Source organism: Arthrobacter sp. MDB1-55 (assembly GCF_059092925.1).
The window spans coordinates 177,911-192,569 of sequence record NZ_JBNHID010000001.1 but is presented as its reverse complement, the minus strand read 5'-3'; the positions used below and the strand labels follow the sequence as shown (position 1 = coordinate 192,569).

The following is a 14,659-nucleotide window of genomic DNA, read 5'->3' as shown; positions in this document are numbered from 1 at the left end:
GGTCCGGCTGCGAGGACAATTCTGAACCGTGTCCACCTCTACCGCACCCCGCCCGACGCCGGCCACCCGCCCCGGAATGGCCCGAAAGACAGCCGCTGCGTCCTTCGTCGGAACCGCCCTTGAATCCTACGACTTCTATGTTTTCGGCACCGCTGCCGCACTCGTCTTCAATGAGGTCTTCTTCGCGGAGCAGGATCCGCTCGCCGGAACCCTGTCCGCATTCCTGATCTTCGCGATGGGCTTCGTCGCCCGCCCTCTGGGTGCCATCCTCTTCGGTCATCTCGGGGACCGGATCGGCCGGAAAAAGACGCTCATCTGGACCATCCTGCTGATGGGCCTGGCCACCGGCGCCGTCGGGCTTCTTCCCGATCACAGTGTGATCGGTGTCTGGGCACCCATCATTCTGACAATCCTGCGCCTGCTGCAGGGCCTGTCGCTGGGCGGCGAGTGGGGCGGCTCCATCCTGATTGCCACTGAACACGCTAGCGGACGCAAGCGCGCGCTCTACGCCGCAATCCCCCAGCTGGGCTCCCCCGTCGGCACCATGCTGATCTCACTGATCTTCCTCATCCTCACGGTGATGGTTCCGGACGTCATGACGACCTGGGGCTGGCGCATCCCGTTCCTGCTCGCCTTCCCGTTCCTCGCCGTCGCCCTCTACCTGCGGCTCGCGATTGACGAGACACCGGTTTTCCAGAAGACCAGGAAGGTACGCGTTCCGCTGCTGAGCGTCCTGCGCTCCCAGCCCGTCGCCGTCGTTGTTGCTGTTGCGTCAGCGGTGCTGGGTATCGGCTCCTACTTCCTCATGGTGTCCTACACCCAGGCGTACGGGACCGAGCGGTTGGGTCTGTCGGAAGCCACCGTCCTCAACGCCGCGCTGATCGGTTCGCTGCTGCAGCTCGCCACCATTCCCGCGTTCGGCTGGCTGGCCACGCGGATCGGCTCGGCGAAAGTAGTCGCGGGCGGCGCTCTCGGAACGGCACTGATCAGTTTCCCGCTCTACTGGGTCATCAGCATCGCGGATGCGCCCCTGTACGTAGCGGCGATCCTGCTCGGCGGCATCCTGCCGACCGCAAGCTGGGCGGCGCTCGGAGGGCTCATGGCGGATCTGTTCGATCCGAGCACAAGCTTCACCGCCCTGTCGTTCTCGTACAGCATCGCCGCTATTGTGGCCGGCTTTGCTCCGTCCATCACCCAGGTGTTCGGAGAGGCCACTGACGGCGCCTGGTGGCATCCCGGTGTCGTGTTGGCCCTCATGAGCCTCGTGACTCTCGCGGGTGCGACGGCGGCAGTGCGCCTCCGCCGGCCGGCGCCCGCGCTGGGCTGACATCCCGGGCAACGCCGCGGGCTGAGCCTGGGCGATCAGGCATAGTTAAGCCATGGCGACCACTACCCTGCTGATCCTCAACGGCCCCAACCTGAACCTGCTTGGTACCCGCGAGCCCGGGGTCTACGGACCACACAGCCTGGACGACGTCGAGAAGCTGTGTGAGTCGGCCGCGGGTGCCCACGGTTGGGCGGTCACGTGCACCCAGTCCAACCACGAGGGTGAGCTTGTCGACGCCATCCACGCCGCTGCGGGAACTGCCGATGGGATCGTCATCAACGCCGCCGCGTACACCCACACCTCAGTCGCCCTCCGGGATGCAATCAGTGCAGTCGGCCTGCCCACGGTTGAAGTGCACATCAGTAACGTGCACAAGCGTGAGGAGTTTCGGCACCACTCCTACCTGTCTGCGGTGGTTGACACCGTCATCGTGGGAGCCGGCGTAGACGGTTATCGGTTGGCCATCGATCATCTTGTGCGGAAACTGACGCGGCATGACCTGATGCAGGGCGGTTATGAGGGACGATAGTCCCATGACGCACATCACACCCATGGATGCCTCAAGCAGTGCCGCCGAGAATGCCCCCATGCTCCAGGTGAAGAACCTGGCGGTCAGCTTTCGAACCACCTACGGCGAAGTGCATGCCGTAGAGGACGCCAGCTTCACCCTCCATCGGGGGAAGACTCTGGCGATCGTGGGTGAGTCCGGTTCCGGCAAGTCGACGACGGCGATGGCCTGTATCGGGCTGCTCCCCGGCAACGGGCGGGTCACCGGGGGAAGCATCCTGTTCGAAGGCCGTGATCTGGTGCCGCTCCCCGAGTCGGCCATGCGCACAATCCGGGGACGCTCAATCGGACTGGTGCCGCAGGACCCGATGTCCAACCTCAACCCGGTGGCGAAAATCGGGACCCAGGTAGCTGAGACCCTGCTGGTGCACGGGCTCGCGGACAAGAAGAACGTCAAGGATCGCGTGGTCGAGGTGCTCTCAGCTGCAGGCCTCCCGGACGCACGTGAACGAGCCAAGCAGTACCCCCACGAGTTCTCCGGCGGCATGCGCCAACGCGCCCTGATCGCCATCGGCATGGCCTGCCGCCCGCGGCTCCTGATCGCCGACGAGCCCACCAGCGCTCTGGACGTCACGGTGCAGCGCACCATCCTCGACCAGATCGACACCATGACGGAGCAGCTCGGCACGTCGGTCCTCCTGATCACCCATGACCTGGGGCTCGCGGCGGAGCGCGCATCGGAACTGGTGGTAATGCACCGCGGCCGCGTCGTGGAAACAGGTCCGGCGGCACAGCTCCTCAACGACCCCAGGCACCCCTACACGCAGTCGCTGGTTCGTGCCGCGCCGAGCGTGGCGGCGATCAGGCTGCGTCCCGGCGCCTATGCAGACGACGCCGGGAAGCGCGTCGCCGTGGCGCAGGCCGCCTTCGAAGAACACCAGGCTGAAGCCGACGCTGCAGTAGACGCCGCTCCGACCAACAACATCGTCGAGATCCGGGACCTGACGAAGATCTACAAGCGACGCGGCAGTTCCGAGGACTTTTACGCCGCGAAGAACGTCACTCTGGACATCCCGCGCGGGCAGACCGTTGCCATCGTCGGCGAGTCCGGCTCCGGCAAGACCACGACGGCGCGCATGCTCCTCAAACTCATCGAGCCAACCTCCGGCACCATGACCTTCGACGGGATGGACGTGGCGACGCTCGACAAGAAGCAGCTCGACGACTTCCGGCAGCGCGTCCAACCGGTATTCCAGGACCCGTACTCGTCACTGAACCCGATGTTCACGATTGAGCGGATTGTCGAGGAACCCCTGAACGCCTACAAGCGGGGCTCCCGGACAGAGCGCGCTGCCCGCGTGCGCGAGCTCATGGACCAGGTATCCCTGCCGCACAACGCGCTGCGGCGCTACCCCTCTGAGCTCTCCGGCGGGCAACGCCAGCGTGTCGCGATCGCCCGGGCCCTGGCGCTCAAGCCCGAGCTGATCATCTGCGATGAGCCGGTCTCCGCGCTCGACGTGCTGGTTCAGGCCCAGATCCTGAAGCTTCTGGGAGACCTGCAATCGGAGCTCGGATTGAGCTACCTGTTCATCTCCCACGACCTCGCGGTGGTCCGGCTCATCTCCGACTACGTGTGCGTCATGAAGGACGGTGAGCTGGTCGAAGCGGCCAGCTCCGAGGAGGTCTTCCAGAACCCACGCCACCCGTACACGCGAAAGCTCCTCGCCTCGATCCCCGGCAACGAGCTCAACATCGCCTGACCCTCACGGAAGCAAAGTACGACGGCGGCCGGTCACCTTCGGAGCGAAGGTAACCGGCCGCCGTCGTATTTGAGGGGTTACTTCTGGCGGGTCTTCGGGTCCAGCGCCTCGCGCAGTGACTCCCCCAGCAGCGTGAAGCCGAGTGCCGTGATGGCAATGCACGCGCCGGGCAGGAAGGCCAGGTACGGCGATGAGGCCAGTTCAGCCTGGGCGTAGGTGAGCATGCGACCCCATTCGGCTGTCTGCGGAAGTCCGCCGCCGAGCCCCAGGAAGGACAGGGCGGCCGCGTCGATCACCGCCGTTGCGAGAGACAGCGTAGCCTGCACGATCACCGGGCCCACGCTGTTGGGCAGCAGGTGGCTCATGGTGATGGTGCGCTTGCTCAGGCCGAGGGTCTGCGCCGCGAGGATGTAGTCTGATCCGCGCTGCGAGAGCATGGACGAACGGAGCAGACGGGCGAAGATCGGTAGTTGGGAGACACCGATGGCGATCATGATCGCGTACGGCCCCTGACCAAGGATCGCCGCGATGCTCACCGCGAGCAGCAGGTTGGGAACGGACAGCAGGATGTCCACGAAGCGCATGATGACGCTGTCCACCCAACCGCCCAGACCGCCGGCCAGCAGGCCGAGCAGCATACCGCCGGCAAGGCCGATCGCCGTCGAGATCACACCGATCAGCAGGGACGCCTGGGCACCCCAGATGAGCTTGGAGAGCACGTCACCGCCGAACCGGTCCAGGCCGAGCGGATACTCCGGGAGCTCCCCCGGCCCCGGAATATTGGTGGGCCTGATCTCGGTACGGCCAGGCAGTTCTTCGCCGCCGAAGGGAGCGAGGATCGGTGCAAGCGCCGCCACGAGCAGGAACAAGCCGATGATCACCGCTCCGGCGATGGCCTGGGGATTACGGCGCAGTCTGCGGAATGCATCCTTCCAAAGGCCGGTACCCCCGCCTTCGGCGAGTGCCGGGTCTGCTGTGGCCGGGGAGACCTCCCCGCCGGCCGCGGGAGGCAGGGTATTGCTCATTGCACACGCACCCTTGGATCGATGATGGTGTAGGAGATGTCAACGATGAGGTTGATCAGGGCGTACAGGACAGCGATGAAGATGATGAACCCCTGCAGTACCGGGTAGTCGAGTTCGAAGATGGCATCTCGAAGGAATCTACCGATGCCATTGAAGGCGAACACCGTTTCGGTGAGGACCGCACCCGAAATAAGGAGGCCGGTCTGCAGCCCGATGGTGGTGACAACCGGCAGCATCGCGTTGCGAAGGATGAACCTGCCCCGGATGGTCTTCTCCATCAGACCCTTCGCGCGTGCGGTCCGCACGTAATCGGCGTTCTGCACCTCCAGCACCGAAGCGCGCGTGATGCGGACGATGATGGCCAGGGGAATGGTTCCAAGGGCAAGACCCGGGAGGATGAGGTGCAGGAAGGCGTCCCAGGCGGCGTCGAACTCGCCCGTCAGCAGTCCGTCCAGGACATAGAAGTCCGTGACATGCGTGGCATTGATCCTGGGGTTCTGCCGGCCGTCCGGCGGCAGAATGGGCCACTGGATAGCAAACAGGTATTTCAGGATGAAGGCCAGGAAGAACACCGGAATGGTGATTCCGATCAGGCTGAGGACCACCGAGCCGTGGTCGGCGAGCTTCCCGTAGTGCCGTGCAGCGAGGTAGCCCAAGGGGATACCGATGCCGATCGCGAAAATCAGGGCCACCACGCTGAGTTCGATGGTGGCCGGGAAACGGGTGGCGAACTCCTCCAGGACGGGACGGCCCGTGATGATCGATGTACCGAAATCACCCTGGAGCAGTTTGCCCATATAGGTGAAGTACTGCGTCAGCAGCGGCTGGTCGAAGCCGTAGAGTTCGTTGACCCTGGCGACCGCCTCCGGGGTCGCCCGCTCACCCAGCAGGGCCGTAGCAGGCCCACCCGGCAGGCTGCGCACCCAAAGGAAGAGCAGGACTGACAGACCGAAGAGGGTGGGAACCAGCAGGGCGAGACGTTTACCTATGACGCGAAGCACGATGTCCTTTCAACAGTGCGGCACCGAGTGAACGAGAGCAAACAAAAGCGGAGGGACCCGCTTGGGGCCGGTCCCTCCGCCAGAGCTGTTACTCGTTCAGTTCGATCATGTTGAAGACTTCATCGTTGACCGGGCTCGCAGGGTAGGAATCCACCCGGGGAGCGAAGGCCAGCGACGGCGCGGGGTGCGCCAGCGGGATCGCCGGGTTGAACTGGGCGATCTGCTCGTTGATCTCCTTGTACAACTCCGTCTGCTCCTCACGGTCAGTCATGCCGCGGGCCTCGCTGAGAGCCCCGAACAGTTCCGGATTGTCGAAGCCGAACTCCGGCTTCTCCTGACCGAAGAACACGCCGATGAAGTTGTCGGTGTCGTTGTAGTCGCCGGTCCAGCCGAGGAGGTGGATACCGTGGTTTTCGGTGCCCTGAATGCGGTCAAGGTAGTCCGGGGTCCAGACGTCAGGCGCCGGCGTCACGGTGATGCCGACTTCACCCAGCTGTGCGCTGAGGTTGGTGAATGCCTGCTCCGGGGTGGGCATGTACGGTCGCGATACATCTGTCGGGTAGTTGAACTGAACCTCGAAGCCGTCCGGGTACCCAGCTTCGGCCAGAAGTTCCTTGGCCCGCTCCGGGTCGTACTCGTAGGTGGTGACGTCCTCGTTGTAGCCGTCAACTACATCGGGAATGAACTGGGTTGCCACCTTGGTTCCCTCGGGAAGGGTCTGATCGATCAGGGCCTGCTTGTCGATTGCGTGGTGGATTGCCTGGCGCACCAGCGGATCGCTCAGCTCCTCGACCGTGTGGTTGAGACCGAGGTAGAGGATCGTGAACGGATCACGCGCGATGATCTTGTAGCCCTCTTCCTCCAGTACCGGAATGTCGGCCGGCGACACGAGGTCGAAACCGTCGATGGTTCCCGCCTGGAGAGCCTGGGTGCGTGCCTGTGGATCGTCGATGATTCGGAAGATTACCGTCTGCACCTGGCCCTGCTCACCCCAGTACTCTTCATTGGCCGAGACGGTGAGGTCCTCGCCGACGTTCCAGGAATCGAACTTGAACGGCCCGGTGCCGACGGGGTGGCCCTGTGCGTACTCACTCAACTGGGGAGCCTCGGCAGAACCACCGATGTCGTCAGCGCCGAACTCCTCCAGCGCCGTTGGGCTCTGCATGGCGAACGCGGGAAGGGACAGTGCCGGGATGAACCCTGCGAACGGCTTGGCCAGGGTAACGGTGGCCTCGAGGTCACCGTTCACCTCACAGGATTCGTAGACTGCGGCATCCGGCGAATCAGCGAACCCGCGGAAGAGGTTGTTGTAGTAGTAGGACACCGACGGGGCCTGCGCCAGACCGGTGAAGTTGTACCACCGATCGAAGTTGAAGCAGACAGCCTCTGCGTTGAATTCGCTGCCGTCGTGGAACGTCACGCCTTCCTTCAACTGGAAGGTGTAGGAAAGGCCGTCTTCAGACGTTTCCCAGGATTCGGCCAACAACGGCGCAGGGTCGGCGGTGCCGGGTTCCACGCCGACAAGACCCTCGAAGATCTGGCGGCTGACGCGGAAGGACTCGCCATCACTCGCGAACGCAGGATCAAGCGAGGCGGGGTCTGACGATGCCGCGAAGACGAAGGTCGAGTCGACCTCGCCCTCCGCACCCGCACCGCCGTCTTCCTCACGCTGGCTTTGGACGCAACCGCTGAGCAGCAATGCACTGATGGCTGCTCCTGCGGTGAAGGCGGCAGCGCGCTTCCTTGTGGGAAACACCCCCCGCGCCGAATTGCTTGTGAACATTGAGCGCTCCTGATGATCTGTGATCTGGCGGGCACGTCAATGTGCCCGAGCGGCGCACGGGTGTGCCGTGTTGCCTAATGTGACGAGCCTAACTCTCAGCTGCGAGCTACGCAGTATTTCCCGCCAGCAAGCCATCACGATTTGGTTAAGCGAGTTCACCTGGTTGAGCGGATTCCCGCTAGCGCTCCGTGCACTGTCCGGCGGACACAGGCTCGTTGAGACCTGATGCCTGCTCGACGACGGGGCGGAGCTCGTCGAGCGTGAGGGCATATCCGACGGGGACATCCGACGTCGACTTCGCGAAGATGACCCCCGCGACGCGCCCCTGCAGGTCCAAGAGCGGTCCTCCCGAGTTCCCTTGCTGGACGTTGGCGGCAAGGGTGTAGACGTCAACTGCTGTGGGGTCGGCGCCGTAGATGTTCTCGACGAGCACATCCGACCGGTTCTGCACGCTTGCCGGCTGAATTTGGAACGGACCGCCTGCGGGATACCCGGCGAATGCAGCAGTATCCCCGGTGTCCAGCGCTTCGCCGAGGGCGAGGGGTGCACGGTCCAGTCCATCCACGGCGATCACGGCAATATCCCGGACGGGATCGAAATACACCACGCTTCCGGGCACTGCTCCGCCGCCGGGAGCCTCTACGACCGGCTGATTCACTCCTGCTACCACGTGGGCGTTGGTAACCACCCGGCCGGGCGCCACAATGAACCCGGACCCTGTCTGATTCTGTCCACACTGAAATGCCGTTCCGGCGATGCGCAGTACGGACTGAGAAGCAGCCGCAAGCTCGGGAGTGTCGACCGACGCGTCAGGCACCGGAGCAGGAGTGGCGGGCGCTACCCCCTCCAGCAGCGTGGGTATGCCGTCAGCGACGGCGATTGAGCGCACCTCTGCCATCCAGGCACGAACGGGCGAGGGTGTTACGGTGTCGATGGTGGTGATCACCTTCGATGAGGCGATCGACTGGGACAGTAACGGCACACCCATGGTGCTGATGCTGAACGCAAGCATGGCAAGCACCAACGCAGCCACGACGACGTTGGTTACGCCTCCCAGCAACCGGTCGATGACGCGGATAGGCACGGAACCTGCCCTGCTGCTCAGCGCGCGGCCCAACCCTGCACCGAGTGCCTGGCCGATGATGACGAGAATCAGCGCTGTAGCGATGACTGCTGCCAGCCGCCAGGCGTCATCCGTCACCCAGGCGCTCACCAGTGGGATGGCGAAGAAGGCCGCCACGGCACCAGCAGCGAACCCGATGATGCCGCCGAGCGTGACCAGGAAACCGTTCTTGAGCCCGGTGATCAGGTACCCGATCAGCACCAGGATCAGAATGATGTCCAGGAGCGTAAAGCCGAACACGCCACTCCCCTTCCAGGAAGCGCCGTACTTCCCCTGCTGACCTTCGATTCTACGGTCCGGGCCTGACAATCAGCCGGGAACGTGTCCCGGGAAACGTGTTGGAGTGATTTCCCCTACCCCAGCGGCGAACACGCGTGTAGCAGGTGTCACAACGTCTCTGCGTACGGCAAGATGGAAAAAACGGAAACTTGCTGGTTCTGCACCATACATAGGAGATTTCATGGATATCGAGGTTCTGCGCAGGGCGCCCCTTTTCGCTTCGCTCGGCGACGAGGTCTTTGCGGCACTCACCGACGAACTGACAGAGGTGGATCTGTCCCGCGGCGCATCGGTCTTCCGGGAGGGCGACCAGGGCGACCAGCTCTACTTCATAGTCTCCGGCAAGATCAAGCTCGGCCGCACCGCTCAGGACGGTCGCGAGAACCTGCTGGCAATCCTCGGCCCCGGCGAACTCTTCGGCGAAATGGCACTCTTCGACCCAAGTCCCCGAACCGCCACGGCCACCGCTGTCTCCGAAACGCGCCTCGCGGGCCTGAAGAACGAGAACCTGCGCGCACTGCTGGAAACCCGCCCCGAGGTATCCGCCCAGCTGCTGCAGGCGTTGGCCCGCCGGTTGCGCCGTACGAACGAGTCACTGGCAGACCTGGTCTTCTCCGACGTTCCCGGGCGCGTGGCCAAAGCCCTGCTGGATCTCGCGGACCGCTTCGGCCGTCCGGCAACAGACGGCATCCTTGTCGCCCACGAACTCACGCAGGAAGAGCTTGCCCAGTTGGTGGGCGCCTCCCGCGAGACCGTGAACAAGGCCCTGGCCGAGTTCGTTCAGCGCGGCTGGCTGCGCCTGGAGGCCCGCGCCGTCGTCATTCTCGACATCCAGCGCCTGCGCCAGCGGAGCCGCTAAGCCTCGTCCCTCCCCGACTTACGACGGCGGGTGGTCGCCCATGGTAGTCAGCTGCAGCTGCGCCGGTGACCGCCCGCCGTCGGCGTCTTTGCAAGGGAAACGGGGCTAGCGGCCGCGCTGTTCGGAACCTTCAGTGGCGGTTGAACACTCGACTTCTACCTTGGGTTCGCCGTCCGTTTCGATCAGGCGGGGCGAGAACACCTTCATGGGCCTCTTGTGGGACAGGTAGGCAATACACCCCCGCGAAGAGCCGATCTTCTCGAGGATGAGTTCGACGGCGGGCACAGTCAGTTCGCTCAGCGTCTTGCCGACAGTGTTTGGCTGACCAACGTCATCACCGAGCGTAGTGGTGTTGCGCTGCCTGATTTCGTCCGCCGACCACCGCCACTGCCCCCACACGCCCTTGCTGGCAAGCAGGGTGGGTTCCTGATTCACAGGCTGCGCGGCCGCAAAGTAGCGGGTGTCGAAACGCCGGTGCGCAAAGTCAGGGCTGAGCCAGGCGGACAGGGGTTTGATGAGATCTGTCCGCAGACCCAAACCCCGTTTGCCGAGAATTTCGGCGAAAGTCTTCTCCCCGGCAGCCATCGCCTCACGCGCCTCCATCCACTGAGGATGTCGGGTTCCCTCCACGAGGCTCGAGGGGTCCGGGCCTGCGAGCAGTACACCGGTCTCTTCGAACAGCTCCCGAATCGCGGCAACCACGAAGCGGCGGGCCACGTGATGATCCGGTGTGGCCAAAGCAGCCGCCCATTGCGCGGGCGAGGGACCGAACCAGGCTACCGGATCGTCGTCGTGCTCTTCCACGCTGCCTCCCGGGAAGGCGACTACGCCGAGCGGAGACTCCCCCCGCCGATAGGAGAGGTAGACCTCCGTGCCCACCGGAGCGTCGCGGATCAGCACGACCGACGATGCTGGCCGTGGCTTCATGGGGGTGCGTTCGCCGTGGTCGATCCAACTACGGGCGGCGCCCTGCTGCTCATCCGGGACTGGAAAGAGCCTGGTGCTTGAACGGTTCACGAAACTAGACGAACTCCGCGATGATTTCGACTTCTACGGGCGCATCCAATGGTAGTACCGCAACGCCGACGGCGGAACGCGCGTGGGCGCCGGCCTCGCCGAACACGCTTCCAAGCAGCTCGGAAGCTCCGTTGATCACTCCAGGCTGACCGGTGAAGCTCGGCTCCGATGCAACGAAACCGACGACCTTGACGATCCGGGTTACCCGGTCGAGGTCCCCGATCTGCGACTTCACGGCAGCGAGGGCGTTGACTGCACAGGTGGCCGCGAATTCCTTGGCCTGGTCCGCATCTATCGCCGCTCCGACTTTTCCTGTTGCTGGGAGTTTGCCGTTAATAAAGGGCAGCTGCCCGGAGGTGTAGACATAGTTGCCGGAGACCACCGCGGGGATGTACGCGGCAACCGGGGCTGCCACCTCCGGAAGCGTGATCCCGAGCTCCTGGAGCCTGCTTTCGACGGCGGAGACTGCCCCGTTAGCGCTGGTCATCACGCGTTCTTCTGCCGCTTGAGGTACGCGACCAGGCCCTTGCCGTCAGGCCCCGGAACAACCTGCACAAGCTCCCAGCCGTCCTCGCCCCACTGGTCGAGGATCTGCTTTGTTGCGTGGATGATGAGCGGAATTGTGGCGTACTCCCATTTGGTCATGACTCACAGGGTAGCGTGTGCTAGTAAACTGGAGTACATGGCTGCTCGTAAATCCCCTTTCTTTGACACGGCAACCACCCTGGGGAAAATCATTGCATTCCTAGGAATCAGTGGATTGAGTGGGGTGCTTGCTGCAGGTCTTCTTGTCCCCGTAGCTGCGGCCGCCGGTACCGGCGCGTCCGCATCCATCCAGTTCTTCGAGAATCTTCCGGCTGAGCTCGAGCGTGGCGCGCTCGCCCAGCCCTCCAAGATCGTGGCTTCTGACGGATCCCTGATCGCGACCCTGTATGAGGAGAACCGCCAGCCTGTAACGCTGGAGCAGGTGTCCGAAAACATGACGGACGCGCTGATCGCCATCGAGGATGACCAGTTCTACAACCACGGCGGTGTGGACCTGCAGGGCATCATCAGTGCGGCCATCAGCAACATCAGCAGCGACACCACACGCGGTGCATCCACCATCACGCAGCAGTACGTCAACAACGTACTGATCGACGCGAGCATGCAGAGCGGCGGCGACATCACGTTCAGCGGCCAGAAGACGCTGGGCGACAAACTTCGTGAAGCCAAGCTCGCCATCGCGGTGGAGAAGGAACTGAGCAAGGACGAGATCCTCGCGGGCTACCTGAACATTGTGCCGTTCACCGGCAACACCTACGGGGTCCAGGCTGCGTCGAAGTACTTCTTCAACGTCGAAGCCAAAGACCTGAACGTTCAGCAGGCGGCACTGCTTGCCGGCGTGGTCAACGGTCCCACCTTCTACAGCCCCGAGCTTTACCCCGAGCGCGCACTGGAGCGGCGCAACCTGGTAATCGGCCGCATGCTGGAGACCGGCAAGATCACGCAGGAAGAGTACGACGCCGCGGTGGCCTCCGACCTTGGTCTGGCAATCACGCCGGTTCTGAACGGCTGTGTCGGGGCCGAACAGGCACCGTACTTCTGCGACTATGTCACCCACCTGATCCTCAACGATGCGGCCTACGGTGAGACCCGCGAGGACCGCGAGAACCTGCTGTACCGCGGCGGCCTGACGATCAAGACAACCCTGGACCCGCGCGCACAGGCTGCGGCCCAGACCGCAATCAACGAGACCGCGAACCGCGAGACCACCGACGCCGCCGTGGGCCACTCCATGGTGAGCCTGAAGCCGGGCACCGGAGACATCCTGGTGATGGCACAGAACACCCGGTTCATGCCCGGTGAAACTCCAGGCGACTCAGTGCTCAACTTCAATGTGGACCAGTACGCCGGCGGCGACCCGAACCGGCCCTTGGGCGGCCTGGGCGGATTCCAGCCCGGATCGACGTTCAAGCCCTTCGTTGTTGCCGCCTGGCTCGAGGACGGCCGGTCGCTGAACACCGTCGTCGACGGAAGCAAGAAGAAGTACGAGCAGGGTGAGACGTGGGAAGCCAGTTGCCTGCCCGGCGGTGAGTACGTCCTGCCCGACGCTGAGGGTTACGAGCCGCAGAACTACGGCGACATCAACTACGGCAACTACACCGTTCTCGAAGGCCTGGCGCAGTCCTACAACACCGTGACCATGTACACGGCTAAGGAAGTCGACCTGTGCAAGCCGTTTGAAATTGCCACCAAGCTCGGCGTCCACGACGGTAAGAGCGCCAGCGGCGAATACACACCGCTCCAGGTGCAGCCTTCCGCACTCATCGGTGGCGGCAGCGAGGTTTCCCCGATGTCGATGGCTACCGCCTTCGCCGGTCTGGCGGCCGAGGGCCTCACCTGCCAGCCGCGGGCACTGACCGAAGTAACGGCCGTTGACGGCAGCACTTTCCCGGTTCCGCAGCCTTCCTGCGAGCAGGTCATACCCAAGGAACTGGCCCGCGGCGTCAACTACGCCACCCAGGAAGTGATCGAGCGGGGCTCCGGCCAGTTGCTCGAATTCGGCGATATCCCTATGGCGGGCAAGACCGGAACCAACGACGCCCGCTCGCAGACCTGGTTCATGGGTTACAACTCCGCGATGGCCACCGCCAGCTGGGTAGGTAACTGGAAAGCCAACAGCGGCACGTTGTCCGAGCTGCAGATCGGTGGACGGATCTACGAGGAGATCGACGGCGCGTTCGTGGCGGCCCCTTCGTGGGCGCGCTACATGCAGCAGATCCGGGGTTCGTACCAGCCGAAGCCATTCGCTGATCCGCCGTCCAACATGCTGAACAGCGGCCGTTCCATTGAGCCGTCGCAGCCCTCGAACAACAATGGCAATAACGCCAACAACGCGGGCAACTTCCAGCCCATCGTTCCCCCGGCCCCCGAAGGAAGCACTCAACCTGTGACGCCGCCGGACAATTCAGGCAACAATGGGAACGGTAACGGCAATGGGAACGGGAACGGCAATGGCGGAGGCAACGGCTGATCGTGGTGACATCTAAAGGGGGCTTGCGCAACGGCGCTGCCGTTGCGCTTGGTTTGACCACGGCGGCCGGGGTTGCCACTGCCGGATATGCGGCCTTTGTTGAACGAAACCTGTTCGGGCTCCGCGAGGAAGTTCTTCCGATACTGCCCGCCGGCAGCCGGCCTTTGAGGGTCCTGCACCTTTCGGACATCCATATGGTCCCCCGGCAAGCCGCGAAGGCGAAGTGGTTGAAGGGGCTGGCTGAACTCCAGCCTGATCTGGTGGTCAACACCGGTGACAATCTCAGTCATCCCAAGGCTCTCGCTCCACTGTTGGATGCCCTTGAGCCTCTCCTGGACTTCCCCGGCGTTTTCGTTCCGGGCTCCAACGACTACTACGCTCCGCGCCTACAAAATCCGTTCAGATACCTGGGCGGCCCGTCCTCGACTGCGGGCCAGCAGCTCAAGGAACTGCCGTGGCAGCAGATGTTCGCCCGGTTCGGGTCCGCCGGCTGGGTCGACCTCACCAACCGGTCGCAGTCCATTGGCCTGAAGGGTACCCGCCTGGACTTCAGCGGCGTCGACGATCCCCACCTCAACCGGGACCGGTTCGTCGGTTTCCCGAACGGAAGCAGCACAGCGCACGAGGCGCCGTACCTGCGGGTCGGCGTCGCGCATGCTCCCTACCAGCGTGTTTTGGACACTTTCACCGACGGTGGGGCCCAGCTCATCCTTGCCGGCCACACGCACGGCGGGCAGGTCTGCATTCCCGGGTACGGCGCGTTGGTCAGCAACTGTGACCTGCCCACCTGGCGCGCCCGCGGCCTCACGCAGTGGGAGAACAACGGCAGGACCGTACCGCTTAATGTCTCTGCCGGCATTGGAACGTCCCGCTTTGCTCCAGTCCGTTTCGCCTGTCGCCCCGAAGCAGTATTGCTGACGCTTACGCCTCGCTGACAGCGGACTTCCCACCCGCCACCGGAT

The 14,659-nt window shown here is 63.8% G+C and carries 13 protein-coding genes; 6 read left to right on the top strand and 7 right to left on the bottom strand.

Going from position 1 to position 14,659, the window contains the following annotated elements; genetic code table 11:
* Positions 1-28 precede the first annotated feature (28 nt).
* From AC5RU3_RS00925 to AC5RU3_RS00915, 3 genes are read left to right on the top strand one after another with little or no spacing between them, the layout of a single operon-like run.
* Complete coding sequence (locus AC5RU3_RS00925; protein WP_493964651.1) at positions 29-1,327, top strand: MFS transporter; 1,299 nt, start codon at positions 29-31, stop codon at positions 1,325-1,327.
* A 52-nt stretch (positions 1,328-1,379) separates the two neighbouring features.
* Complete coding sequence (gene aroQ / locus AC5RU3_RS00920; protein ID WP_493964650.1) at positions 1,380-1,856, top strand: type II 3-dehydroquinate dehydratase; 477 nt, start codon at positions 1,380-1,382, stop codon at positions 1,854-1,856.
* 4 nt (positions 1,857-1,860) lie between these two features.
* The gene (locus AC5RU3_RS00915; protein ID WP_493964649.1) at positions 1,861-3,594 is read left to right on the top strand and encodes a dipeptide ABC transporter ATP-binding protein; all 1,734 of its coding nucleotides are present in this window, start codon (positions 1,861-1,863) and stop codon (positions 3,592-3,594) included.
* Between the two features lie 77 nt (positions 3,595-3,671).
* Here the strand turns inward: AC5RU3_RS00915 and AC5RU3_RS00910 are convergent, their stop codons facing one another.
* From AC5RU3_RS00910 to AC5RU3_RS00895, 4 genes are all read right to left on the bottom strand, one after another.
* Positions 3,672-4,619 carry an ABC transporter permease gene (locus AC5RU3_RS00910; RefSeq protein WP_309070554.1) on the bottom strand — a complete coding sequence of 316 codons (948 nt, stop codon included), beginning with the start codon at positions 4,617-4,619 and terminating at the stop codon, positions 3,672-3,674.
* On the bottom strand, positions 4,616-5,620 hold the full coding sequence (locus tag AC5RU3_RS00905) for an ABC transporter permease (RefSeq protein WP_309070555.1): 1,005 nt from the start codon (positions 5,618-5,620) through the stop codon (positions 4,616-4,618). Before AC5RU3_RS00905 ends, AC5RU3_RS00910 begins: the two co-directional genes overlap by 4 nt.
* Positions 5,621-5,708: 88 nt before the next feature.
* Positions 5,709-7,403 (bottom strand): ABC transporter substrate-binding protein, encoded by a 1,695-nt coding sequence (locus AC5RU3_RS00900; protein WP_493964648.1) that lies wholly within the window; start codon positions 7,401-7,403, stop codon positions 5,709-5,711.
* Between the two features lie 178 nt (positions 7,404-7,581).
* Positions 7,582-8,766: a MarP family serine protease gene (locus tag AC5RU3_RS00895; protein ID WP_309070557.1), complete on the bottom strand. Its 1,185-nt coding sequence runs from the start codon at positions 8,764-8,766 to the stop codon at positions 7,582-7,584.
* Positions 8,767-8,986: 220 nt separating this feature from the next.
* Here AC5RU3_RS00895 and AC5RU3_RS00890 point away from each other — a divergent pair, with 220 nt between their 5' ends.
* Positions 8,987-9,664: a Crp/Fnr family transcriptional regulator gene (locus tag AC5RU3_RS00890; RefSeq protein WP_026544229.1), complete on the top strand. Its 678-nt coding sequence runs from the start codon at positions 8,987-8,989 to the stop codon at positions 9,662-9,664.
* A gap of 105 nt (positions 9,665-9,769) precedes the next feature.
* On the opposite strand, the gene AC5RU3_RS00885 is transcribed toward AC5RU3_RS00890, so the two are convergent.
* Genes AC5RU3_RS00885 through sp36 form a run of 3 tightly spaced genes read right to left on the bottom strand, consistent with a single transcriptional unit; the run spans position 9,770 to position 11,326 of the window.
* Entirely contained in the window at positions 9,770-10,681 is a 912-nt protein-coding gene (locus AC5RU3_RS00885; protein WP_309070558.1) for an NUDIX hydrolase, read from the bottom strand.
* A 4-nt stretch (positions 10,682-10,685) separates the two neighbouring features.
* Entirely contained in the window at positions 10,686-11,168 is a 483-nt protein-coding gene (locus tag AC5RU3_RS00880) for a RidA family protein (RefSeq protein WP_309070559.1), read from the bottom strand.
* Complete coding sequence (sp36, locus tag AC5RU3_RS00875) at positions 11,168-11,326, bottom strand: Sp36 family protein (RefSeq protein WP_309070560.1); 159 nt, start codon at positions 11,324-11,326, stop codon at positions 11,168-11,170. Before sp36 ends, AC5RU3_RS00880 begins: the two co-directional genes overlap by 1 nt.
* A 37-nt stretch (positions 11,327-11,363) precedes the next feature.
* Here sp36 and AC5RU3_RS00870 point away from each other — a divergent pair, with 37 nt between their 5' ends.
* Complete coding sequence (locus AC5RU3_RS00870; RefSeq protein WP_309070561.1) at positions 11,364-13,697, top strand: transglycosylase domain-containing protein; 2,334 nt, start codon at positions 11,364-11,366, stop codon at positions 13,695-13,697.
* A gap of 2 nt (positions 13,698-13,699) precedes the next feature.
* Positions 13,700-14,632 carry a metallophosphoesterase gene (locus tag AC5RU3_RS00865; protein ID WP_309070562.1) on the top strand — a complete coding sequence of 311 codons (933 nt, stop codon included), beginning with the start codon at positions 13,700-13,702 and terminating at the stop codon, positions 14,630-14,632.
* Positions 14,633-14,659: the final 27 nt, after the last annotated feature.